Source organism: Marinomonas spartinae (genome assembly GCF_900089775.1).
Classification (GTDB): domain Bacteria; phylum Pseudomonadota; class Gammaproteobacteria; order Pseudomonadales; family Marinomonadaceae; genus Marinomonas; species Marinomonas spartinae.
Map to the genome: position 1 here is coordinate 1 of NZ_FLOB01000023.1, position 20782 is coordinate 20782.

At 44.2% G+C, this 20782-nt stretch carries 20 protein-coding genes; 16 read left to right on the forward strand and 4 right to left on the reverse strand.

The window, feature by feature from the left end:
• Positions 1–766: 766 nt before the first annotated feature.
• The gene (gene fdxA / locus MSP8886_RS21350) at positions 767–1090 is read right to left on the reverse strand and encodes a ferredoxin FdxA (protein ID WP_067021018.1); all 324 of its coding nucleotides are present in this window, start codon (positions 1088–1090) and stop codon (positions 767–769) included.
• Positions 1091–1250: 160 nt separating this feature from the next.
• Positions 1251–3896 carry a DNA mismatch repair protein MutS gene (mutS, locus tag MSP8886_RS21355; RefSeq protein WP_067021087.1) on the reverse strand — a complete coding sequence of 882 codons (2646 nt, stop codon included), beginning with the start codon at positions 3894–3896 and terminating at the stop codon, positions 1251–1253.
• A gap of 78 nt (positions 3897–3974) precedes the next feature.
• Here mutS and MSP8886_RS21360 point away from each other — a divergent pair, with 78 nt between their 5' ends.
• Complete coding sequence (locus MSP8886_RS21360; protein ID WP_067021021.1) at positions 3975–4475, forward strand: CinA family protein; 501 nt, start codon at positions 3975–3977, stop codon at positions 4473–4475.
• An 86-nt stretch (positions 4476–4561) separates the two neighbouring features.
• The gene (gene recA, locus MSP8886_RS21365; protein WP_067021024.1) at positions 4562–5662 is read left to right on the forward strand and encodes a recombinase RecA; all 1101 of its coding nucleotides are present in this window, start codon (positions 4562–4564) and stop codon (positions 5660–5662) included.
• A 139-nt stretch (positions 5663–5801) separates the two neighbouring features.
• Here the strand turns inward: recA and MSP8886_RS21370 are convergent, their stop codons facing one another.
• Positions 5802–6545 carry an SDR family NAD(P)-dependent oxidoreductase gene (locus tag MSP8886_RS21370; RefSeq protein ID WP_067021090.1) on the reverse strand — a complete coding sequence of 248 codons (744 nt, stop codon included), beginning with the start codon at positions 6543–6545 and terminating at the stop codon, positions 5802–5804.
• A 254-nt stretch (positions 6546–6799) separates the two neighbouring features.
• Between MSP8886_RS21370 and MSP8886_RS21375 the strand changes: the two genes are divergently transcribed.
• Genes MSP8886_RS21375 through MSP8886_RS21430 form a run of 12 tightly spaced genes read left to right on the forward strand, consistent with a single transcriptional unit; the run spans position 6800 to position 17431 of the window.
• Positions 6800–7318, forward strand: coding sequence for a type II secretion system protein N (locus tag MSP8886_RS21375; protein ID WP_067021028.1), 519 nt, complete (start codon positions 6800–6802; stop codon positions 7316–7318).
• Between the two features lie 34 nt (positions 7319–7352).
• Positions 7353–9203, forward strand: a complete 1851-nt coding sequence (gene gspD / locus MSP8886_RS21380) for a type II secretion system secretin GspD (RefSeq protein WP_139063192.1) — start codon at positions 7353–7355, stop codon at positions 9201–9203.
• A 12-nt stretch (positions 9204–9215) separates the two neighbouring features.
• The gene (gspE, locus tag MSP8886_RS21385; RefSeq protein ID WP_067021034.1) at positions 9216–10685 is read left to right on the forward strand and encodes a type II secretion system ATPase GspE; all 1470 of its coding nucleotides are present in this window, start codon (positions 9216–9218) and stop codon (positions 10683–10685) included.
• Between the two features lie 3 nt (positions 10686–10688).
• Positions 10689–11891, forward strand: a complete 1203-nt coding sequence (locus MSP8886_RS21390; RefSeq protein WP_067021037.1) for a type II secretion system F family protein — start codon at positions 10689–10691, stop codon at positions 11889–11891.
• A 14-nt stretch (positions 11892–11905) separates the two neighbouring features.
• Positions 11906–12373 (forward strand): type II secretion system major pseudopilin GspG, encoded by a 468-nt coding sequence (gene gspG / locus MSP8886_RS21395; protein WP_217491147.1) that lies wholly within the window; start codon positions 11906–11908, stop codon positions 12371–12373.
• Positions 12373–12864, forward strand: coding sequence for a prepilin-type N-terminal cleavage/methylation domain-containing protein (locus tag MSP8886_RS21400; RefSeq protein ID WP_067021043.1), 492 nt, complete (start codon positions 12373–12375; stop codon positions 12862–12864). Before gspG ends, MSP8886_RS21400 begins: the two co-directional genes overlap by 1 nt.
• A complete protein-coding gene (gene gspI, locus MSP8886_RS21405) occupies positions 12845–13258 on the forward strand; it encodes a type II secretion system minor pseudopilin GspI (protein ID WP_067021046.1) in 414 nt (137 codons plus the stop codon). Before MSP8886_RS21400 ends, gspI begins: the two co-directional genes overlap by 20 nt.
• Positions 13255–14118, forward strand: coding sequence for a type II secretion system minor pseudopilin GspJ (gene gspJ / locus MSP8886_RS21410; RefSeq protein WP_067021049.1), 864 nt, complete (start codon positions 13255–13257; stop codon positions 14116–14118). The genes gspI and gspJ overlap by 4 nt, the downstream gene beginning before the upstream one ends.
• Positions 14105–15088, forward strand: coding sequence for a type II secretion system minor pseudopilin GspK (gene gspK / locus MSP8886_RS21415; RefSeq protein ID WP_067021052.1), 984 nt, complete (start codon positions 14105–14107; stop codon positions 15086–15088). Before gspJ ends, gspK begins: the two co-directional genes overlap by 14 nt.
• Positions 15089–15127: 39 nt before the next feature.
• Positions 15128–16303: a type II secretion system protein GspL gene (locus MSP8886_RS21420; RefSeq protein ID WP_067021055.1), complete on the forward strand. Its 1176-nt coding sequence runs from the start codon at positions 15128–15130 to the stop codon at positions 16301–16303.
• On the forward strand, positions 16300–16815 hold the full coding sequence (gene gspM, locus MSP8886_RS21425) for a type II secretion system protein GspM (RefSeq protein ID WP_067021057.1): 516 nt from the start codon (positions 16300–16302) through the stop codon (positions 16813–16815). Before MSP8886_RS21420 ends, gspM begins: the two co-directional genes overlap by 4 nt.
• Positions 16808–17431, forward strand: a complete 624-nt coding sequence (locus tag MSP8886_RS21430) for a hypothetical protein (protein WP_139063193.1) — start codon at positions 16808–16810, stop codon at positions 17429–17431. Before gspM ends, MSP8886_RS21430 begins: the two co-directional genes overlap by 8 nt.
• A 7-nt stretch (positions 17432–17438) precedes the next feature.
• On the opposite strand, the gene recX is transcribed toward MSP8886_RS21430, so the two are convergent.
• The gene (gene recX / locus MSP8886_RS21435; RefSeq protein WP_067021063.1) at positions 17439–17891 is read right to left on the reverse strand and encodes a recombination regulator RecX; all 453 of its coding nucleotides are present in this window, start codon (positions 17889–17891) and stop codon (positions 17439–17441) included.
• Between the two features lie 434 nt (positions 17892–18325).
• On the opposite strand from recX, the gene MSP8886_RS21440 reads away from it, so the two are divergent.
• Both MSP8886_RS21440 and alr read left to right on the forward strand, forming a co-directional pair.
• Entirely contained in the window at positions 18326–19579 is a 1254-nt protein-coding gene (locus MSP8886_RS21440) for a D-amino acid dehydrogenase (protein ID WP_067021065.1), read from the forward strand.
• Positions 19580–19591: 12 nt separating this feature from the next.
• The gene (gene alr / locus MSP8886_RS21445; RefSeq protein ID WP_067021068.1) at positions 19592–20689 is read left to right on the forward strand and encodes an alanine racemase; all 1098 of its coding nucleotides are present in this window, start codon (positions 19592–19594) and stop codon (positions 20687–20689) included.
• The last annotated feature ends 93 nt before the right edge of the window (positions 20690–20782 follow it).

The window sequence follows — 20782 nt, forward strand, 5'->3', positions numbered from 1 at the left end:
GAACGCCCTGAGCGTTGGTCAAAAGCAGAAAGAAACTGGCAGCCAATAGGTGATGTGGAATTAAATCCAGAGCAACACAAAGACGCTGCCTAATTATTTTAGGCGACAACTACCTTGAAAAACGCCGTTATCTTTTGATAATCGAATGCTTATTATTTTGTATCCGGTGGTGCTATTTTTAGTATGAATTGTATGGGATAAAAGGGTTTTGTAGGCTTTTTCTGACATACCTGTAGGACATGTCTATAAATGGCGTCATATGGACGGATAATAGTCCTCAGATTTTATCTAGTCATTTGTTTTATAAGACTTTATTTTATTTTCCTTGTTTGTTTCGTGATTTGCTTCTTTTTTGTGAAGTGGTAAAGTTAACTCATCCACAGGGAACAGTGGAGAACACAAGGAATGTGGCGCATGACAGGAAGTTATGTTGACTAAATGGATTAGACATAGGATGTCTTTATTTCAGGGTTGAAACGGCAGGATGTCGAACTCAAAGGACGAGAAGCTGATAGGATGTCGGCGATAATAGGGTGGCTTTGCCACCCTTTTTTTGTCTTTTTTTCTTTTTCTAAACAAGTTTGTACTGTTACACAGTGGTCATGCTAATACAGCACATGGTGTCTGGTAAGTCTGAGTACATGGCACAAAAAAGCGACCGAAGCCGCTTTTACGTTCTTAAACTTATCACTACCTTACCTTGTTGCTCTTTTGCAGTTGCCATTATTCATGTAGGTAAGTGCGAAGGCTTTTAGCGCGTTAGATGTTAGCGTTCTAAATGCTCTAGTTTGTCTTCAACACCGTCCCATTCTGCAGCATCGGGTAAAGCTTCTTTTTTCTCCGTGATGTTAGGCCAGATTTGCGATAAGTCTTGGTTTAGCTCAACAAACACTTCTTGGTCTTCTGGCAATTCATCTTCAGAGAAAATGGCGTTAGCAGGACATTCTGGCTCACATAGGGCACAGTCGATACATTCGTCTGGGTTGATTGCCAAAAAGTTAGGACCTTCATAGAAGCAGTCAACAGGGCAAACTTCTACACAGTCTGTATATTTGCAGCGAATGCAATTATCGGTAACGATGAAAGCCATCCGACTTCTCCTTACAAGCTTATAAAATTTAATTGCGCATATTTTAGAGGTATAAACCACTAGCGGGCAAGTAACAATTGTCTTAGTAATAAACCTATCTGGTATTAGCTTATGCGCCTTGCGGCGCATGTTGCCGATTTTCTGCTTTTTTGTTTTAGCGTTAAAGACTATTTTTTAATTCATGTAATGCATTCATGGCTTGAAGTGGCGTCATATTATCCAGATCCAATGCCTTTAAAGCCTCCTTCAATGCATTGTGATCCGCCAATTCAAATAGGTCCGGTTGTTGTGGTACATAAGAGGCATTGTTCTGTTTCTTTTTGTTTGTTATCGGTTCGGGTGTTGGCTTATTGATGGGTTGGAAAGTGTCTGGATCATCAAGTTCAATCCCCGTCACTACTTCTAATTCCGCCAGTTTATGTTTAGCGTGGCCAATAACGTTACGTGGGACACCTGCTAGCTGTGCGACTTGCAAACCATAGGATTGACTGGCAGGCCCTGGATGGACTTTGTGCAAGAAGACGATTTCGTCATCGTATTCGGTAGCAGTTAAATGCACGTTGGCGGCATTATCTAACTGATCCGCCAGCGTGGTGAGTTCGAAATAATGGGTGGCAAATAAAACATAGCACTTAAGATGATTGGCAAGATAGTCCACTGCAGCCCAAGCAAGAGATAAGCCATCAAAGGTACTCGTTCCGCGTCCGACTTCGTCCATCAATACCAAACTTTGCTGGGTGGCGTTGTTCAGAATATTGGCCGTTTCTGTCATTTCCACCATGAAGGTAGAGCGTCCACCAGCTAGGTCATCCGAGGAACCCATGCGAGTAAAGATACGATCGACCACCGAAATAGAGGCGGCTTCAGCAGGGACAAAACACCCTGTATGAGCCAACAGGGCGATGAGCGCAATTTGCCGCATATAGGTCGATTTACCCCCCATATTGGGACCTGTGATCATCAACAGTGAACGTTTATCGTGCATGTCTAAATCGTTCGGGATAAAGGGATCGGAAATCACCGACTCGACCACAGGATGACGTCCTCCTTGGATTTGAATGCCGCCACGGTTGTGTAGTTCTGGCCGCGCGAACATCAGCGCATCGGCCCGTTCTGCGAAAGTATGAATGACGTCGAGTTGTGCTACCGCTTGGCTGGTGGTTTGTAATTCTCTCAGAAGCTGGTTTAGTCGATCCAGTAATAATTCATACAGCTCTTTCTCTCGAGCAAGGGCTTTGGATTTAGCGCTTAACGCTTTGTCTTCAAATGCTTTGAGTTCTGGTGTAATAAAGCGTTCCGCATTTTTAAGGGTTTGTCGACGAATGTATTCTGCTGGCGCTTGGTCAGAATGCAAACGGCTAATTTCAATATAGTAACCATGAACACGGTTAAAGCCGACTTTAAGCGAGCTAATCCCAGTGCGTTCTTTCTCGCTGCGCTCCATTTCTGCCAAATAATCGGTGGCATTCGTGGAGAGAGACAGTAGTTCATCCAGTTCAGTGTCATAGCCTTTCGCAAAGATGCCGCCATCGCGAACGACGGAGGGTGGATTTTCTACCAAGGCGGTGGCTAATGTTTCTGTTAACTCAGGTTGAGCGATCATGCGCCCATTCAAATCTTGTAGACGGGAAGTTTGCGTGGCAGTCAATATTTGATTGATCTCAGGAATTGCTTCCAGTGCAAAACGAAGGCGTAATAAATCGCGGGGTCTGGCTGAGCGAAGCGCCACGCGAGATAAAATGCGCTCCAAATCGCCGACTTTTTTCAATGGGGTGTCTAACATGTCGTAGAGACGTTCGTCTTTTAGTTCTGCTACAACATCCTGACGCGATTGGATTTCGTTAATATCGCGAATGGGGGTATGTAACCAGCGTTTTAACAGACGGCTGCCCATTGGTGTGGCGCAAGTATCCAAAACACTGACGAGTGTGTTGCTGTTGCTGCCCGATAAATTCACATCAATTTCTAGGTTACGTCGTGTCGCCCCATCTATTAATACCGAGTCATCTTTATGTTCCACGGTAATGGATTGAATGTGAGGGAGCGCACTGCGTTGCGTGTCTTTGGCGTATTGAAGTAAAGCACCTGCTGACGCAATGGCAGCGGTGAGGGATTCACAACCAAATCCCGAGAGATCTTTGGTATTAAACTGTTGGATCAATTGCCGGTAGCTGGATTCATAATCAAAGTGCCAAGGGCCTAACTCAGATACCCCTTTTTCTAAGGTGACTCGATCCCGTGCAGGGAAGTCTTCAGAAATCAGAATTTCTCTGGGAGTCAGACGTTGCAATTCACTGCTAAGGGCATCCATTCCATCGACTTCAAATACACAAAAGCGACCACTGGCCATATCAAGATAGGAAAAGCCAAATACATCCAAGCCTTTTCGAGACTGATAAGCGAGAGATAACAGCAAGTTTTCGCGCTTTTCTTCTAAATAGGCTTCGTCACTAATGGTTCCAGGAGTCACGATGCGGGCAATCTGACGCTCAACAGGGCCTTTGCTGGTAGCTGGATCACCGACTTGCTCGGCGACGACGACTGATTCTCCCATGCGCACCAAGCGTGCAATGTAATTCTCGGCAGCGTGAAATGGAATGCCTGCCATAGGAATCGGTTGACCGCCAGAGTGTCCTCGTGCTGTTAGAGTAATATCGAGCAATTGAGCGGCGCGTTTGGCATCGTCGTAAAAAAGTTCGTAAAAATCGCCCATGCGATAAAACAGCAATTGGTGCGGATGCTGGGACTTTAAACCAAAATATTGGCGCATCATCGGGGTGTGGTTGTCTGTAGACGTTTTACTCATGCGACTGACTCGATTGTGATCCATAAATTAGAGCGCTATTCTACGGGAAATTTCAGCAGTATTTAAGGTGAGAAGACAATGAGTTTTAAACAGGAAATGACCCTGACCGCTGGGAGTGTTTCTCAGTTACTACTAAGAAAAAACTGGCAGTTAGTGACAGCTGAGTCGTGTACGGGAGGTTTAATTGGTGCAGTATGTACCGACTTATCCGGTAGTTCCGCTTGGTTTTTTGGTGGGGTGATCAGTTACGCAAACGAAGCCAAAGAGCGTGGCTTGGGTGTTAACCCCGACACACTGAAAACCTATGGCGCGGTTTCTGAACAGACCGTTGAGCAAATGTGTGCTGGTGCATTGCGTCTGGGTGGGGATGTCGCCATTGCCGTTAGTGGTGTGGCGGGCCCAAGTGGCGGAACCCAAGATAAACCTGTTGGATGTGTCTATATTGGTTGGCAGGTGAAAGGAAAATCGCCACAAGTGCAGCGCTTTCAATTTGCAGGTAACCGAGAAGCCATTCGTGAAGCCACGGTATTAGCCGCCTTGGATGGACTCATTGAGCGGCTCACTGCAGATGAAAAATAATACTGTTTTTATATACAGTATTTCTTGAGATTGGTGATAAAACACGATAAAGTTACTCCAACGAAAACATTCACAAGGGTTTTACTATGTCATCTACGGTAGACAACAAGAAAAAAGCACTCGACGCAGCACTGTCGCAAATTGAACGCCAGTTTGGTAAAGGCGCCATCATGAAAATGGGGGAAGGTGCGAAACTGGACATTGATACGGTTTCAACGGGTTCTTTGGGCTTAGACATTGCGTTGGGCGCGGGTGGTTTACCGTATGGTCGTATTTGTGAAATCTATGGACCTGAGTCTTCCGGTAAAACAACACTGACTTTGAGTGTCATCGCAGAAGCACAAAAGCAAGGTAAAACCTGTGCTTTCGTGGACGCGGAGCATGCTCTTGACCCGCAGTACGCTGAGAAATTGGGTGTCGATATTGCAGAGTTGTTAGTGTCGCAACCGGATACTGGTGAACAGGCCCTTGAAATTGTAGACATGTTGGTTCGTTCAAACAGTGTTGATGTCATCATTGTCGACTCGGTTGCTGCATTGGTACCTAAGTCTGAAATCGAAGGGGAAATGGGCGATTCTTCTGTTGGTGTGCAAGCGCGTTTGTTGTCTCAAGCAATGCGTAAACTCACCGGTTCTATCAAGCATGCAAATTGCTTGGTTGTCTTTATTAACCAGATTCGTATGAAAATTGGCGTAATGTTTGGTTCACCCGAAACCACAACCGGCGGTAACGCGTTGAAATTCTACTCTTCTGTGCGTTTGGATATTCGCCGCATTGGCTCGGTTAAGCAGGGGGATGAAGTCATTGGTAACGAAACCCGTGTGAAAGTCGTGAAAAATAAAGTAGCGCCTCCGTTTAAACAAGCAGAATTCCAAATTCACTACGGTGCAGGGATTTACCGTATGGGCGAGATTATTGATCTAGGTGTCAAACAGAACATTGTTGATAAGTCTGGTGCTTGGTACGCCTACAATGGCAACAAAATTGGACAAGGTAAGGCCAATGCAGCGCAGTTTTTAGCAGATAATCCTGAAATTGCCCAAGAGATTGAAGCGAAAGTGCGTGAAGATCTATTGCCAAGTAAGGAAAAAATTGAAGCAGCGAAAGCGGCCAAGGCCGCTGAAAAAGAAGGCAAAGCATCAAAGACTGATGGAAGTACAGATGCGACCGATGAGTTGGCCTTTTAATTCAAGTATGAAGTGACCGAATACTTTCGGACAAATAGATGTTTTCGAAAAGAGCAGACCTTGAGTCTGCTTTTTTCGTTTTGATTCCTGTTGTTACTCTAATAAAAATTGGTGTGTAAACAAAAATGTTCAGCGTTTGCTAAACGTGTTGTCCACCATTAACCTGTACTTCTGTACCATTAATGTAGGAGGCGCCATTAGAGCACAGGAAATAAATCAACGAGGCAACCTCTTCTGGTTTACCGAGACGTTTCATGGGGACTTCGCTTTCAACGAGGGCGTCAGTTCCTGGTGAGAGTATCGATGTGGCGATTTCTCCTGGAGCAATAGAATTGACCCGAATACCGTGAGGTCCAAACTCGGCCGCAAGCTCTCTGGTTAGGGCTGATAAAGCCGCTTTGGAGCAAGCATAAGCCGCACCAGCAAACGGATGAACTCGAGTGCCAACAATTGAGGTGACATTTAGAATACTGCCACGAGATTGACGCAGTTCTTCAAATAGCCCTTTAGCGAGTAATGCGGTGGAGAAAAGGTTTACATTAAAGACATTAAGCCAAGTGTCATAATCTGTATCCAATACGCCGACCCTGCTACCCCCTGGCCCCTTTGGAGAAATGGCGGCATTATTGACGAGAGCATGAAGTTTACCATTTGGTAACTTCGCTTTGATCGCGGCGATGCTGTGTTCAATGCCATTGATATCAGATAAATCAAGATCAATGTGATTGTCTTCGCCTTCAGACCAAGGGCATTCACCTTCTTTACTCCACTCTTGACGAGAGGCGGTAATGACTCGCCATCCTGCAGCGTTAAAATGTTTTACTGTAGAGTGGCCAATACCGCGACTGGCCCCAGTTAGTAATAATGTTTTTACGTCTTTCATTTTTTCGCCTGCTAGATTTACATCGGAATCCATCATAAGTGATCAAAAGAAATACCGTCAACGAGTTTTAAGGAAGCAGATGTTAAAAAAACGTGAAATACTTCATGGTGTTTTCCTTAATCCTGTAAAAGTACCTTAATTTTCTAAATGATTGAGGCTATTATGCTTTTATCGTTAAATATGGATCGGCTTGCTGTTTTTTTGACAGTATGCTAGTAATTAGTAATAACATCCCAGGAAGGGACGGGCGCAGTATGACTTTGTTAAGTAAAGGACAACTTACTTTCTATTTGGTGACGAGTACCATCTTGGGGGTGTTCGTCGCCGGTTACATTTTTGCTTCTCAAGCGCTTGCTAATAGCACTCGTCAAGTTTCTTTACCTGACATTCTTCCTATTAATTCATCGCACCCCATTCATTCTTCCAACATGATTTCTGGTGAGCTTTTTGGTACTTCGCCCAGCTCTGATCAAGCATTAGCGGTCACAAACTTGAATTTGACGTTGAAGGGGACACTCCCTGTTACTCAAATGTCTCAAAGTAAAGGTATCGCAATTATTATGATCGGCTCAAATAAAGATAAAGTGGTCTATCAAGGAGAATCTATTCAACGGGGGGTTACGCTAGATAACGTCTACGAACATTACGTCGTTTTGAGTCGTGGTACTAAAAAAGAAATACTGAAATTTCCTAAGAGCGACGATAAGTATTTAGTAGAAAATATGGCTGATCATGGAATGAAGAAAAGATCTCCTCCAGTCGTTCAAAAATGATGGTCGCTGTTTAACAAGGTTTTCAAGGATGAAAATGAAATTAACCCGAAAGATAATGGTTCTTGCCTTTATTATGCTCCCTTGCATGCTCTATGCACAATCGTGGAAAGTGAACTTGAAAAATGCCGATATTGGTGTTTTCTTGAATCAAGTATCTGAAATCACAGGTAAAAACTTTATATTAGACCCTAGGGTCAAGGGTAAAGTTACGGTTATTTCTAATATGGATTTGGATAAAAAAGGGGTTTTGCGACTATTATTCTCTGTTTTAAGTGTCCATGGTTATGCCGCTATTCAGACTAGCAGTGGTATTAAGGTTGTCCCAGAAAGCAATGCCAAACAAAGTGGTCTTAGCTTTGATGAAAATGGTGCAGCGATTGGCGACACGCTAGTCACACAGGTCATTCCTATCAAGCATGAAATAGCCACAGAGTTAGTGCCTATTATCCGTCCGCTTATTCCTCCTTTTGGTCATTTGGCCGCGGCAAGAGAAGCCAATGCATTGATTGTCAGCGATAGGGCTGAAAATATTAGTGAACTAATTGCTTTAATTAATCGGTTAGATCAAGGAGCAGCGAAAACCATCCGTGTTGTAAGCTTAAAGCATGCTTGGGCTGGTGATTTGTTAGCTCTGCTTAAAAATCTAGATAGTGTCCCCGCGCTAGAGCATGGTGCACCTCAAAACCAAGGGGGGACAACGCGTGTAATAGCGGATGAAAGTACCAACAGGTTGATTATTAAGGGCAGCAAAGAGGCGACGGAGCAATTGGAAGTGTTGATTCATCAACTGGATAAGCCAGCACAACGCTCTAATCGTTTACATGTCGTGCCTTTGCGTTATGCCGATGCGAAGGATACGGCTGAGCTTATTACTAGTTTATTAGGTGCAGATAAAAAGGAGAAAGACAAAGCGGATCATGGTGGATCAATTATCAAATCAGATGTTGGAATGAATCGTCTAGTGATCAGTGCCGAACCGAGTGTTATGGCCGACCTGATGCCCATTATTCAAGAGCTAGATATTCCGCGAGCACAGGTACTGGTTGAAGCCGTCATTGTCGAAGTGAGTATGGATAACAATAATGCATTGGGCTTTCAGTGGTTGTTAGGAGATACCAGTGGTACTTCGACGCCTGTATTCGGTAGTAACTTTAATAATGTTGGGACGAGTATTTCGGATATTGCAAACAATATCCTTGACGACAAGCCGTCTTTATCAACTGGTGCAACTGCAGGGATCCTAACTCGTAGGGGCGGGCTCAGTCTTGCTGGTATATTACAAGCCATCAATAGCAATTCAAACGCCAACTTATTGTCTACTCCGAAGATCATGACGCTAGACAATCAAAAGTCGAAGATTCTGGTGGGTGAAACTCGGCCTTTTCAAACTGGTGGTTATTCTCGGGACAGTGATAGTGCTTTTATAACGACGGAACGAAAGGATATCGGCTTAACGCTAGAAGTAACGCCACATATTAATGCGGGCGATGAAGTGAAAATGGATGTCAGCCAAATAGTCGAAGCGGCTTCTTCAGAAAAAAGTAATTTAGGTACTATCACTACAAAACGTGAAATCAACACAACGGTTATTGCTGGTAACAATGAGACCATTGTATTAGGTGGGTTGATGCAAGATAACATTACAGAGGTCCATCAAAAAGTCCCTGTCTTTGGTGACTTGCCTGTACTTGGAGCGTTGTTTAGAAGTAGCTCATTGAAAAAAACCAAACGTAATTTGTTGGTATTTATTAGGCCCACAATATTGCGAGACAAAAAGCATGTTAATGCCATTACTCAAGATCATTATCGAGTCTTCAAATCCATTGAGCTGACCATGCCTAATGGATCGGTTCGTCCTGCGACCATTGATTCCATACTTAACTAAAGGAGTCTTTGCATGCTGAGCTTACCTTTTAATTTTGTCGAAGAGAATGGTGTTTTATTGTTGGAAGATGAACAAGGCTGTTGCTTGGCTCATAAAGAGCGCGCTAGTTTGTCCGCACTGTCTGAGGCGTACCGACTATGTTTGAAAACACCTAGAGTTGAGTGTCTTTCTGATGGCGAATTTAATGCCAGAATGGTGACCTTCTATCAAAATGAAAGCAGTGATGTTCTCACGCAAGGCTTGAGTGACGAGCTGGATCTAACCTCCGCAGTGGACGCGATTGAAGAAAATACAGACTTACTAGAAAGCGAAGGGGATGCACCGATTATTCGCCTCACTAATGCTATTTTAAGCGAAGCGATTAAAGAAAATGCCTCTGATATACATATCGAAACCTTTGAAAAAAGTATGCGGGTTCGCTTTCGGGTCGATGGGGTTTTAAAAGAAGTTGTTCAGCCTAAGCGTGCACTTGCACCCACCTTGGTATCTCGAATCAAAGTTATGGCGAAGTTAGATATTGCCGAAAAGCGTGTCCCACAAGACGGACGTCTTGAGCTGCGTTTATCAGGGCAAGAGATCGATGTTCGTGTGTCGACCATTCCTTCTACTTATGGTGAGCGGGTCGTCATGCGTTTGCTACAAAAAGAAACCAGTCAGCTTGGTTTAGAGCGTTTAGGAATGCGTACCGAAGAGCTTGCTACCCTTCGCAAGTTAATCAATAAACCCAATGGTATTTTGTTGGTAACTGGGCCGACGGGCTCAGGTAAAACCACTACGCTATATTCTGCACTTTATCAATTGAACGATGGGAAACGTAACATCATGACGGTGGAGGATCCTGTTGAATATCATATTGATGGAATTGGCCAAACCCAAGTAAATGAAAAGGCTAAGATGACATTTGCTGCAGGATTGCGTGCCATTCTTCGTCAAGATCCTGATGTGGTAATGGTGGGAGAGGTTCGCGATAAAGAGACTGCTGATATTTCAATTCAAGCGTCATTAACTGGGCACTTAGTATTATCCACGTTGCATACCAACAGCGCGGCAGGGGCGATTACCCGCCTGCAAGACATGGGCGTTGAACCTTTTCTTATTTCATCTTCTCTTGTTGGGGTGATTGCCCAGCGCTTGGTTAGACGGCTTTGTCCACATTGTAAAACGCCTGTTAACGCCGACAGTGAAACGAAAAAGTTGCTTGGTATGTCTGATGAGGAAGAGGTTGTTCATTATCAGCCTCAAGGGTGCGCTAAATGTTTTCAGCAAGGTTACCGAGGTCGCCTGGCTTTCTATGAAATCATCGAAGTGGATAACCCTCTCAAAACGTTAATTCACCAAAAAGCCAGTGAAGCGGATATTGAAAAATATACTCGTAAAAAACATGCGAGCCTACAAGAAAGTGGCTTATCGCAAGTCTTATCGGGTGTAACAAGTATCAAAGAAGTGTTGCGTGTTGAACAATCGATGCAAGCTGAGGAGTGATCTATGGCGGCTTATGAGTACTTTGCCATTAACCAGATAGGCAAAAAGCAAAAAGGCGTTTTAGAGGCAGAGAGCGAGCGCCATTTACGCAAAAAGCTCAGCGATAAACAGCTGACCTTGATTCGTTGTAAGCAGGGGAAAGAGTCCCACGCGGCTGACTGGTTTAGCCCGAAAATCAGCATTAAAGAACGTGCATTGTTAACCAGACAATTAGCCACTTTGATAGAGGCTGGGTTACCCATTGAAGAAGCCATCGCAGGTGTCGCAAGGCAAAGTAAAAAGAAAAAGCTGGTTAGTATGCTAATAGCCATTCGTTCCAAGGTGCTGGAGGGTAATTCTTTAGCCTCTTCGCTGGCGAGTTACCCAAGGGCATTTCCTGCGATTTTTAGGGCGAGTATTAAAGCTGGTGAGGAATCCGGATTCCTTTCTTCTGTATTGGTGGAATTAGCAAACTTTAGTGAGCGAACACGCAATAACCAGCAAAAATTACGCATGGCGATGTTATATCCCGTGATTCTCACCTTGGTGGCGATTGCGATTGTAATTTTTCTATTGGGCTCTGTGATGCCTGATATTGTGATGGCGTTTCAAAGACAAAATGCGGAGTTGCCTGGTATTACTTTGTTTATGCTGCAATTGAGTCATTTGATTACAGGGTATGGTAAAGCCTTTTTAGTGTGTTTGGTCATCACCATTGCGGGTTATAAATTGGCCATGAAAAGGCCATCTTTTCGTATAGCGAGAGACGTCCTTATGTTACGGCTGCCTGTTTTACGAAGTGCAGTGAAAATCATACAAATTACTCGCTATATTAGTACGTTAGCTATGTTGGTGCATAGCGGGGTGTCGTTAGTTGACGCAATGAATATCGCGGCCCAAGTGACAGAAAACCATTTGATAAAAACACGTTTAAGTGAAGCCAGACAGAAAGTAAAAGAAGGGGTGGCGTTGGGCACAGCTTTGGAGGCAACCGACCTGATGCCACCGATGATGCTACAGCTAGTAATAAGTGGGGAGCAAAGTGGCGAGTTGGACGCGATGTTGCTCAAAGCATCTAAGCAGCAGGAAGACGATACCAATAGCTTGATCAGTACGGCCGTCGGATTGTTTGAGCCCGCTATGTTGCTAGTGATGGGGGCTGTGGTGATGTTAATTGTGTGTGCCATTTTGCTGCCTATTATGAATCTAAATCAATTGTTAGGGTGAACAGGGAAGAACCTATGAAAAGACAGTTAAGAGTAAGAGCACGTTCTGGCGTAATGGCAAAGCGACAGCAGTCGGGTTTTACGCTATTAGAGATGATGATTGTACTGGTTATTTTGGGCTTTCTGATTGGTATGATCGCGCCGAATTTGTTGAGCCGAGCGGATGAGGCAAAAGTCACTGTGAGTAAAGCGCAATTGCGAGATGTGGTCACCGCGTTGAATCTCTATAAATTGGATAACAACCATTATCCTTCTACTGCACAAGGGTTAAATGCGTTGATTGAGAAGCCATCAGGCTTGCCAGAGGCGAAAAACTGGAAGCGAGGTGGTTATTTGCCAAAAAAACCAGTGGATGCTTGGGGTAATGACTATGTGTATATCAGTCCAGGATCAAAAGGTGACTTTGACCTGATTTCCTTAGGGTCCGATGGAGTAGAAGGCGGTGAGGGGGATGCCGCAGATTTATCGGCGGCGAACCTTTAATGACGACCACGACAGCATTCACTCAGCGAGGTTTTACTTTGCTGGAGTTGTTGGTCGTTCTCGTTATTTTAGCGGCATTAGTTGGTATGGTGACGCCTTATTTGGCAGTGAACACGGACAGGGATTCTCTATCCAAGACGAGTCAAGCGTTGCGCTTTGCCCTGCAAGATATGGCGGACCAAAGTTGGATTGAAGGAAGCAATAGTGTGTTATCCCAGGATGGCGCTAATCACCTTGATTTATGGCAGCGCAAAGAGGGTAAGTGGCACAAACTACGCACAGTTTATCAGATCCCAAGTAATATTTTATTGACAGCGAAGTCGGATAAAGAGCCGCTGAGAAAAGGGCTTGATGCACTTGGCTTTGAAAAAAAGGGTGTGGTTATTTTTTTATCAAATGGAGAATATACGCCTTTTAAGATTAAGTTAACGTTAAACGATAGCAATATGAGCTTGATAGGGGACGGAGTAAATGAAATCCGTATCCAATAACCTTAGTCATCGCACTTCGCAAAATGGTTTTTCTTTACTTGAAGTGCTCATTGCGGTGGTTATCTTATCGACCGTGAGCGTTATGGCTATGCGTGCAATGTCTACTGCCCTCGATCAAACGGTGTATCTTGATCAAAAGTTGATGGCCAGTTGGGTGGCTGAAAATCGCTTGAATGAATTGCTGTTAGCTTTGCACCTTGATGAAACCCCTAAGCTTAGTCAGCTAGCTGTTGAGCAAGGAGGGCGTAATTGGGTGACAACTATGACTCTAGGTAAACAAACACAGAGCATTACTCAAGTCGAAGTCAGTGTGTTTGTTGATAAAAAAGAAGGTGATCCTGTTTATCGTTTGCAATCTTTTGTTCCTACCTACTTGTTAGGGGCGTCAAAATGAGGTCATCAACGGAAGATAACTGGCAAGCAGATAAAGTCTGTCGACAGAAGTGCTGTGACAGTGAAGCATCTTATTCGTTCCTCGCTCCCAGACGAATTCAAAATAGGGCACATCAAGCAGGCTTTACACTAATTGAACTTTTGATAACGCTGGCGATTACGGCTTTTATTGGCTTGTTAGCTTCACAGTTGATAAGTACAGGTTTTAAGACTCAAGTCGGTGTGAAAGACAGTGCACGACAGTTGGAAAACAATGTGCGAATTTGGCTAACAATTGAAAATGATATGAGCCAAGTGATTCAGAGGTCGGTTCGTAATGAAAAAGGTGATCACGAACCGACGTTCCTGTTAAACAATAATGTGTTGACTTTTACCCGTTCAGGCTGGAGTAACCCTTTAAAAGAGAGTCGTTCGACATTTCAGAGGATCGAATATCGCTTTAAAGCTGCACCATCAAGCCGTGCTATAAAAAACGCTTCGTTGGATCAGTCTACACAGGGGAAGTTGATTCGTCGTTTTTGGTTTGCGCTTGATCGTACGCCGGATAGCAAACCGATCGATCAGGTGTTTTCTCATGTAAGTGAGTTTTCGATAAGTGTTTTAGCAAGTGATGGTCGTTGGGTAACTCGTTGGCCTCCATCGTCCGACCTCCAAGGAATGTCTGCTTTACCACTGGCAATTAAGGTGACCTTGGGGGTGAATAATAAGCCTGCTTTTGAGCGTTTGTTCGAGCTGATACCTCTAAAGCCACAGAGTCAGGAGTTGTCTCCTGAGGCTTCATCATCGCCTTCATCTGAAAAGACATCGGATAAGTCTGATCATATGCGTCAGTCTGAGGGAAGAAACGATGCAAGGCAATAAACAATCTGGCTCCGCTTTGCTACTTTCTTTGATGGTGTTGGCTTTGATCAGCGGTATTGCTACCAGTATTTTATTGGCTGTGCAAAATGAACAGTCAGTAGTGAAAAGAATTCAAAACAATGCGCTGGTTCGCCAGCAACTTTTGGGAGGAGAGGCTTGGGCTTGGGCTTGGTTTAAAGGGGAAGGAGTACTAGCTCAGGAGAACCGTAAGGGAACCTCTTTAGAGCAACGATCCTTGATGCCTGGATTGATTATACGTCGTACTTTCGATACGGACGTTGGTCAGTTAGACGTCCGTATTTACGATCTCCAAGCGTGCCTTAATGTTAATGCACTTTCCGATGATGCTAATTCTGAAATTACTCGACAACGTTTGGTGCGTTTGTCTAAGCAATTAGGTGTGGATGTTGGTTGGATCGATGTCGTAAAAGATTGGATAGATAAAGATCAAGCATTATCGTCTGGGCAAGGTCGAGAAGATGCTTATTATCAATCTAAAGAAGAGGGTTATCGGACAGCCAGTGCTAAGTTGTTTTCTATGAGCGAATTTGTCTTGTTGGATATCCCTCAAGCAACCTTCGCGCGTTTAGCGCCTTATTTATGTGCTTTGCCGAATGAGACGACTAAGATCAATATTAATACTGTGTCTAAGACTGTCTTGAAAAGTATGCTGCCGACGCTTTCTGTTGATCAGCTAACGGCCTTGGATAAGACGCTACAGAGTAAAGTATTTAGTACGGCCGATGAATTTTTGAAGAGCAATGTGCTAAAAGGAGTGGAGCTTAAAGCAGAGGATTGGAGCGCCCACTCTGATTTTGTGTCGGCTTATATAAAGTTAACGATGGACGGACGAGTCTATTGGCTGCATTCACTGTTGCGGAAAAATAAACAAAGTAGCATATGGATTTATTCGCGCTCTTTTGCACCTTTGGACGAGGCTGCCATATTGAAACTTAGGGATGATAAATGACATGGATAATGGAGTCAGTAAGATGAGGGAGGCGATATTTTGTCAACACTAATCGCCCAGCTTGTTGAGCCAAACAATACTGACGATGTCTACAAAGCCAATGTTTGGTTGTTGGCAGATGATAGTACAGTAGCGGCTCATACCAGTGGGTTAGAAATTGCCCAAATCTCACCGTGGGTCAAAGGCTTTAGCTGGCAAAGCAAAGTAAAAGCAGCGGCAATGTCGAAATTAGCTTTAATCATATTGCCTCCGGCTCACCGTGTGCATGTACACTTGCTTAAAGTAAATAAAGGGCAAGCTAAATATTTGGCCGAGACCATCCCTGTCTTGATGGAGTCAAAGCTTGGACAGTCTATAGAAAACACACACTTTGTTAGTAAGTTAATTGCAGAGCATCAAGTGCTGGTCAGTGCGGTCAGTCGTGATCAGATGTCTATCTGGCAAGCGTTGACTGCTGATATTGACGCCTTTAAAAAAAGCATGATCGCACCCCAAGTGTTTTTACATACTCTATTCGATGAAGAAACTGGGTCAATATTATTTTTAAATGAGATTTATCGTTGCGAAAAGGGCCATATTTTCTCCGTACCTTCTGTTTTGCAGCAGGCTGGTGGGGAAATATCAAAAACACTTCATGTGGACTTTTTGGTAGATACGCTGAGCAAATGGAAATCGTGGCAAGGCGTCACGCTTTTGAGTGCTGGCTTTGCGGTGGCTTCTTCTCGTCAGATGTCTTCTCGTTTTTTTAAATTCACGGCATTGGCGTTGGTTGCGAGTTTGCTATTGGTATGTGCGGGCTTGAGTTATCAAACATCGGTGAATAGAGCGCAAGCGGCTTATATTGAGAAAAAAGGCAAAACGGCCTTTTTGGCACTGGCGCCAGAAGAAGGTCGAGTGATTAGTTTGCGTCGACAAATAGAAGGGCGTTTACGCAGTTTGGCAGCGACAAAATCGTCAAATAGCATCATGTATTCACCCTATAGGGTATTGAGTAAAATCGAAGAAGCCAAGAAAAATACCCCCGGAGAGCATTCTCCAGAGCTGATTGCTTACCGCGATGGTGTGTATATTTTAGAGTGGGTCGCAAAGGATCAAGAGACGCTTGATCGGTTAAGACAAAATCTGAAACAGGTAAAGCTAGACGCTTATCTTGATCAAGTTATTTTGAAAGATAAACGGTATGTTGGTTCTTACCGAATTCAGGGGGCGCTATGAAAGCATGGCTTACATCTCAGATAGAAAGTAGTCCTTCTATTCAGTCTATTCTTGCCGCATTTCAGAGGCTACCGCTACAAAAACAACGGCTGCTTTCTTTGGTATTGGCCGTCGCGTTCTTATTGCTAATAGTGAAGTTGTTGGTCATGCCGATTTATCAAGAGTATCAATTCTCAGTGAGTCGATTGGCCGCAGCAAAAGCCGATTATGCTTTGCTGGTTAAGCATGCGAGTGAGTTATCGTCTTCGACAAAATCTAAAGAAACTTTTCTGGATAGGAGTTCTACTCAATTACGCTCTTTGGTTAACGATAGCTTGAAGAAGGCAAAGTTATCACCTGATGTGATCAGTCGAGAAGGGAAAAGCCAATTGCGCGTAGGGGTGTCAGATGTACCATTTCAGTCGGTAGCGGATTGGCTGAATAGCTTAGCTAAGCAGAAAGTGAAAATTGACAGTTTGCAGTTGCAAGCGCTTTCTCCAGGGATGGTGAGTTTAAGTGTATCGCTTGATTAACTTTACGCGCTCGTCGGTTCGTTTGCTACTGAGGGTCAGCTTATTGGCACTGTTTAGTGTGCAAGTTTACGCGAAAGAGGTATATCAAGACGCGCAGGGCTCTTTCTTTATAGAGTTATCTGGAGGCTCGCAAGCCTATCAATCTGAGATTGCGTTTGGGTTGGAACCATCTAATATGCCTGGCAGCTTTGGTGGGTTGTATTTAGGCGCATCATCTTTAACGCATTCGGGGAGCGTGCGTGAACTGGGTGTGAAAGCGTTTAATTTTTCTGAATTAACCAGTAAGTCTTATGGTGCAACCATGCACATTTCTTTGAGTCGAACCCGTTTAGGGAGCTATCGGCGTCGAGGTTTTGAAGTGGGAGCGACTGTGTATGGTGTGATCTATGGCTCTTTTACTTGGCTGGCTGGTAGCACGGTTCGCCCACGTGAACTATCTTGGGATTGGCATGATGGGGCGATAACCGAGATGCGTTCCCAAGTAGGTTTGAACTATCGACTGTCCCTTGGAGGGGCCGTATTTGTGCTTTATCAGTATGATAACTTTATCGACTCATCTTGGAGACTGGATAAGATTAATGGCACGACGATGTTAGGAATAAATTGGTTGCTTTGACATATAGTTAATCTTGATTCGGCTCTAATGCATATTTTATGTGCTCGAAGCCAAACCCTCTATACTGCAAGTAGCGAGTCTGTTTTGCTCTTTCTTTAAAGTCTTTTGTGACTTCTTCGCCAAATTTTCGTTGTTTTAGCTCTCTTGCGAGCTCAAACCAATCTGCGTCGCTTTCTTCAAATACTTGCGAGATGACATCGTCTTTAATGCCTTTTTGTTTTAACTCTTGTTTGATGCGCTGTGGCCCTAGCGGTTTATTGGCACGGCTTCGTGTATACGACTCAGCAAAACGCCTATCGTTTAGATAATTTACCTCCAACAGTGAAGCGATTGCCTTAGCAATACTTTCTTCTTCATGTCCTTTGATTTTTAGCTTATGTGCCATTTCTTTGGTGGAGTGATCGCGACTAGCAAGAATGGTCATGGCATGATCCATGGTGGATAAGCTGGGTTTTATCATAAGGCATCTCTATTGCAAGGTTGTCACCATGGTAGCATTTTACAGCAAGTGGAGACATAAAATGACTTTGATATTCAAGGTTAAAGTCTGCGAACTGGTTAGGGGGCTTGTTTTGTCACATGTATTTTTATTATTTTGCTCACGTTGCTCCTGTCGTGGGCGGTCTTTCCTTTTGATTAATCTATATAGCATTCATTCTAGGGCGGTTTTGTGTTTTAGTCACAGTCGTTTTCTATTAAGCAATGAACCTGCAGATTGACTCGCAGAGCTGATTTCTGCACAAAATAAAAAGCCTATCTCTATTTGTCAAATAAACTGAAAAATCGAATTTTAATAGTTCATATAACTTATAAAATTATAAAAATAAGATGATAAAACTGCTTTTACTGTGTGAAAATAGTTTAAATAACTTTATATCTCTCTAGGTGGTGTCTATGCGTGTTTGTGTATTAGGTGCGGGTGTTGTTGGTTTAACCTCGGCGTATTATTTGGCGAAAAAAGGCTTTGAGGTGACGGTGGTTGATCGTCAAGAAGGCGTTGCCTTAGAAACCAGCTTTGCCAATGCGGGGCAAATTTCCCCCGGTTACTCAGCGCCGTGGGCTGCACCTGGCATTCCGCTCAAAGCGATTAAATGGTTGATGCAAAAACATGCGCCATTAAAAGTCAGTGCCGAACCAGAACTAAAAAAAGTGGTCTGGATGGGTAAGATGCTTGCCAACTGTACCGAAAAAGCTTACGACGTGAACAAATCTCGTATGGTGGCGTTGGCTGAATACAGCCGAGATCAATTTATTGCCATGCGCAAAGAGATTGGTATTCAGTACGATGATGGGCAAGGTGGTCTGACTCAGCTATTTCGTAAAGATGAGCAAGTTGAGGCGTCTGAAAAAGACATCAAGGTACTTAAAGCGCTGAATGTGCCGCATCAAGTATTAACACCGACACAAATTTTAGAAGTAGAGCCAGGGTTGGCGCCAGTCATTGATAAATTTAAAGGCGGATTGCGTCTAGTTGGTGATGAAACAGGCGACTGCTTTATTTTCTGTCAGGAGTTGAAAAAACATTGTGATGAATTAGGGGTAACCTTTAAATTTAACACGAGCATTGATCGCTTGGTGGTAGAAGGTGGTAAAATTCGCGCGATTAAAACCAGTCAAGGTGATCTTGATGTGGATAATGTCTTGGTTTGCATGGGAAGTTTCTCTAAGGAAATGCTGCAAGCAATTGATATTTCCATTCCTATTTATCCAGTGAAAGGCTATTCCCTAACCGTGCCCATCACCGACACCCAGTTCGCGCCTACGTCAACGGTGATGGATGAAACCTATAAAGTAGCAGTGACACGCCTAGGGGGACGTATTCGTGCTGCGGGGACCGCAGAGCTCAATGGATATAATTTAGATTTGCCGAAAGTGCGTACTGAAACCATTACGCACGTAGTGAAAGACTTGTTTAATCAAGGTTGCGACTTGTCACAAGCAGATTATTGGACTGGGCTTCGTCCAATGACACCAGATGGTACGCCAGTGGTTGGGCGTAGTGGCGTAGATGGTCTGTATTTGAACACTGGTCACGGTACGCTGGGATGGACGATGAGTTGTGGTTCCGCTGCTGTTATTGCTGACATTATGTCGGGTGATCAAACTGAGATTGACTCTCAAGACCTTTCTGTTCAACGTTATCAGTAATAAGGGGTAAACATGGCAAGGCCACTCACCGCAACGATCGATTTAGAGGCCATTCTCTATAATTATCGTTATGCGAAAAAGTTACAGCCGACTTGTAAGGCGTTTGCTGTGGTAAAAAGCAATGCCTATGGGCATGGTGCAATTGAAGTATCGCGATATTTGGATGATGAGGTGGATGCCTTTGCGGTCGCTGCCATCGAAGAAGCAATGTCATTGCGAGAAGCGGGGGTAAAGTCCCCCATATTGTTGTTAGAGGGAGTGTTTGAAGAGGACGAATGGCATCTTTGTGAAAAGCATGGCTTTTGGTCGGCGCTAGAAAATGCTCAGCAACTAGAGGCATTGACTCATAGCAAAGTCAGTATAGAAAAAGTATTTTTGAAACTAGATTCTGGTATGCATCGCCTTGGTGTGGATAAAGACACAGCACCACCTTTTGTCACAGCATTAAAAAACAGTGGTCAAGTGGGCGAAGTTGTATTGATGACACACTTTGCCTGTGCCGACGATTTGTCCGATTCCGCAACGCTGGATCAGCTTGCTTACTTTGAACGAACCCGACAGAGTCTAGGGGAGCCGATTGAAGCCAGTGTTGCTAATTCGGCTGCCATTATGAAGTGGCAAGTGCCTGAAGGGGGGTGGATTCGCCCAGGCATCATGCTGTACGGTATTTCTCCGTTTTCTGAAGTTAGTGGCCGTTCTATTGGGCTGCGCCCTGCCATGACTTTATCTTCCAAAGTGATTTCAACAAGGTCTTTGCGAAAAGGGGATCATGTTGGCTATGGACTGGGATATGTTGCACCGGAAGATCATGTTTTGGCGACGGTGGCCGTTGGTTATGGCGATGGCTACCCGCGCCATGCTGAAAATGGCACCCCTTTACAGATTAAGGGGCACTTAGCCAGCTTGGCTGGTCGGGTCTCCATGGACATGATTACGGTTCGGACTGAGGAGGGGGATGTGCCGCAAATGGGTGATGAGGTGGTTCTCTGGGGCGGGGAGGTTCCTGTGGAGGACGTTGCCCGCCATGCGGGGACCATAGGTTATGAATTAGTCACTCGTATGACAGCACGGCCACATTATCGTTACCTCTTTGGTGAGGAAAACGCTTAGTATTCTTCAAAAAACAGTAGGCAAAAGTCGGTTTCCTAAGAGAAATCGTACTTTTGCTTAAGTTTTGTGCAAAATAAGCTTAAAATCCCCTCG

Excerpts from the sequence above, each read along its gene's own strand:
- MSP8886_RS21440 (WP_067021065.1), top strand. The coding sequence starts at position 18,326 with ATGCGTGTTTGTGTATTAGGTGCGGGTGTTGTTGGTTTAACCTCGGCG.
- gspJ (WP_067021049.1), top strand. The coding sequence starts at position 13,255 with ATGAGGTCATCAACGGAAGATAACTGGCAAGCAGATAAAGTCTGTCGA.
- mutS (WP_067021087.1), bottom strand. The coding sequence starts at position 3,896 with ATGAGTAAAACGTCTACAGACAACCACACCCCGATGATGCGCCAATAT.
- MSP8886_RS21375 (WP_067021028.1), top strand. The coding sequence starts at position 6,800 with ATGACTTTGTTAAGTAAAGGACAACTTACTTTCTATTTGGTGACGAGT.
- gspD (WP_139063192.1), top strand. The coding sequence starts at position 7,353 with ATGAAATTAACCCGAAAGATAATGGTTCTTGCCTTTATTATGCTCCCT.
- recA (WP_067021024.1), top strand. The coding sequence starts at position 4,562 with ATGTCATCTACGGTAGACAACAAGAAAAAAGCACTCGACGCAGCACTG.
- MSP8886_RS21400 (WP_067021043.1), top strand. The coding sequence starts at position 12,373 with ATGACGACCACGACAGCATTCACTCAGCGAGGTTTTACTTTGCTGGAG.
- alr (WP_067021068.1), top strand. The coding sequence starts at position 19,592 with ATGGCAAGGCCACTCACCGCAACGATCGATTTAGAGGCCATTCTCTAT.
- MSP8886_RS21360 (WP_067021021.1), top strand. The coding sequence starts at position 3,975 with ATGAGTTTTAAACAGGAAATGACCCTGACCGCTGGGAGTGTTTCTCAG.
- gspK (WP_067021052.1), top strand. The coding sequence starts at position 14,105 with ATGCAAGGCAATAAACAATCTGGCTCCGCTTTGCTACTTTCTTTGATG.
- fdxA (WP_067021018.1), bottom strand. The coding sequence starts at position 1,090 with ATGGCTTTCATCGTTACCGATAATTGCATTCGCTGCAAATATACAGAC.
- gspM (WP_067021057.1), top strand. The coding sequence starts at position 16,300 with ATGAAAGCATGGCTTACATCTCAGATAGAAAGTAGTCCTTCTATTCAG.
- gspG (WP_217491147.1), top strand. The coding sequence starts at position 11,906 with ATGAAAAGACAGTTAAGAGTAAGAGCACGTTCTGGCGTAATGGCAAAG.
- MSP8886_RS21390 (WP_067021037.1), top strand. The coding sequence starts at position 10,689 with ATGGCGGCTTATGAGTACTTTGCCATTAACCAGATAGGCAAAAAGCAA.
- recX (WP_067021063.1), bottom strand. The coding sequence starts at position 17,891 with ATGATAAAACCCAGCTTATCCACCATGGATCATGCCATGACCATTCTT.
- gspE (WP_067021034.1), top strand. The coding sequence starts at position 9,216 with ATGCTGAGCTTACCTTTTAATTTTGTCGAAGAGAATGGTGTTTTATTG.
- MSP8886_RS21370 (WP_067021090.1), bottom strand. The coding sequence starts at position 6,545 with ATGAAAGACGTAAAAACATTATTACTAACTGGGGCCAGTCGCGGTATT.
- gspI (WP_067021046.1), top strand. The coding sequence starts at position 12,845 with ATGAAATCCGTATCCAATAACCTTAGTCATCGCACTTCGCAAAATGGT.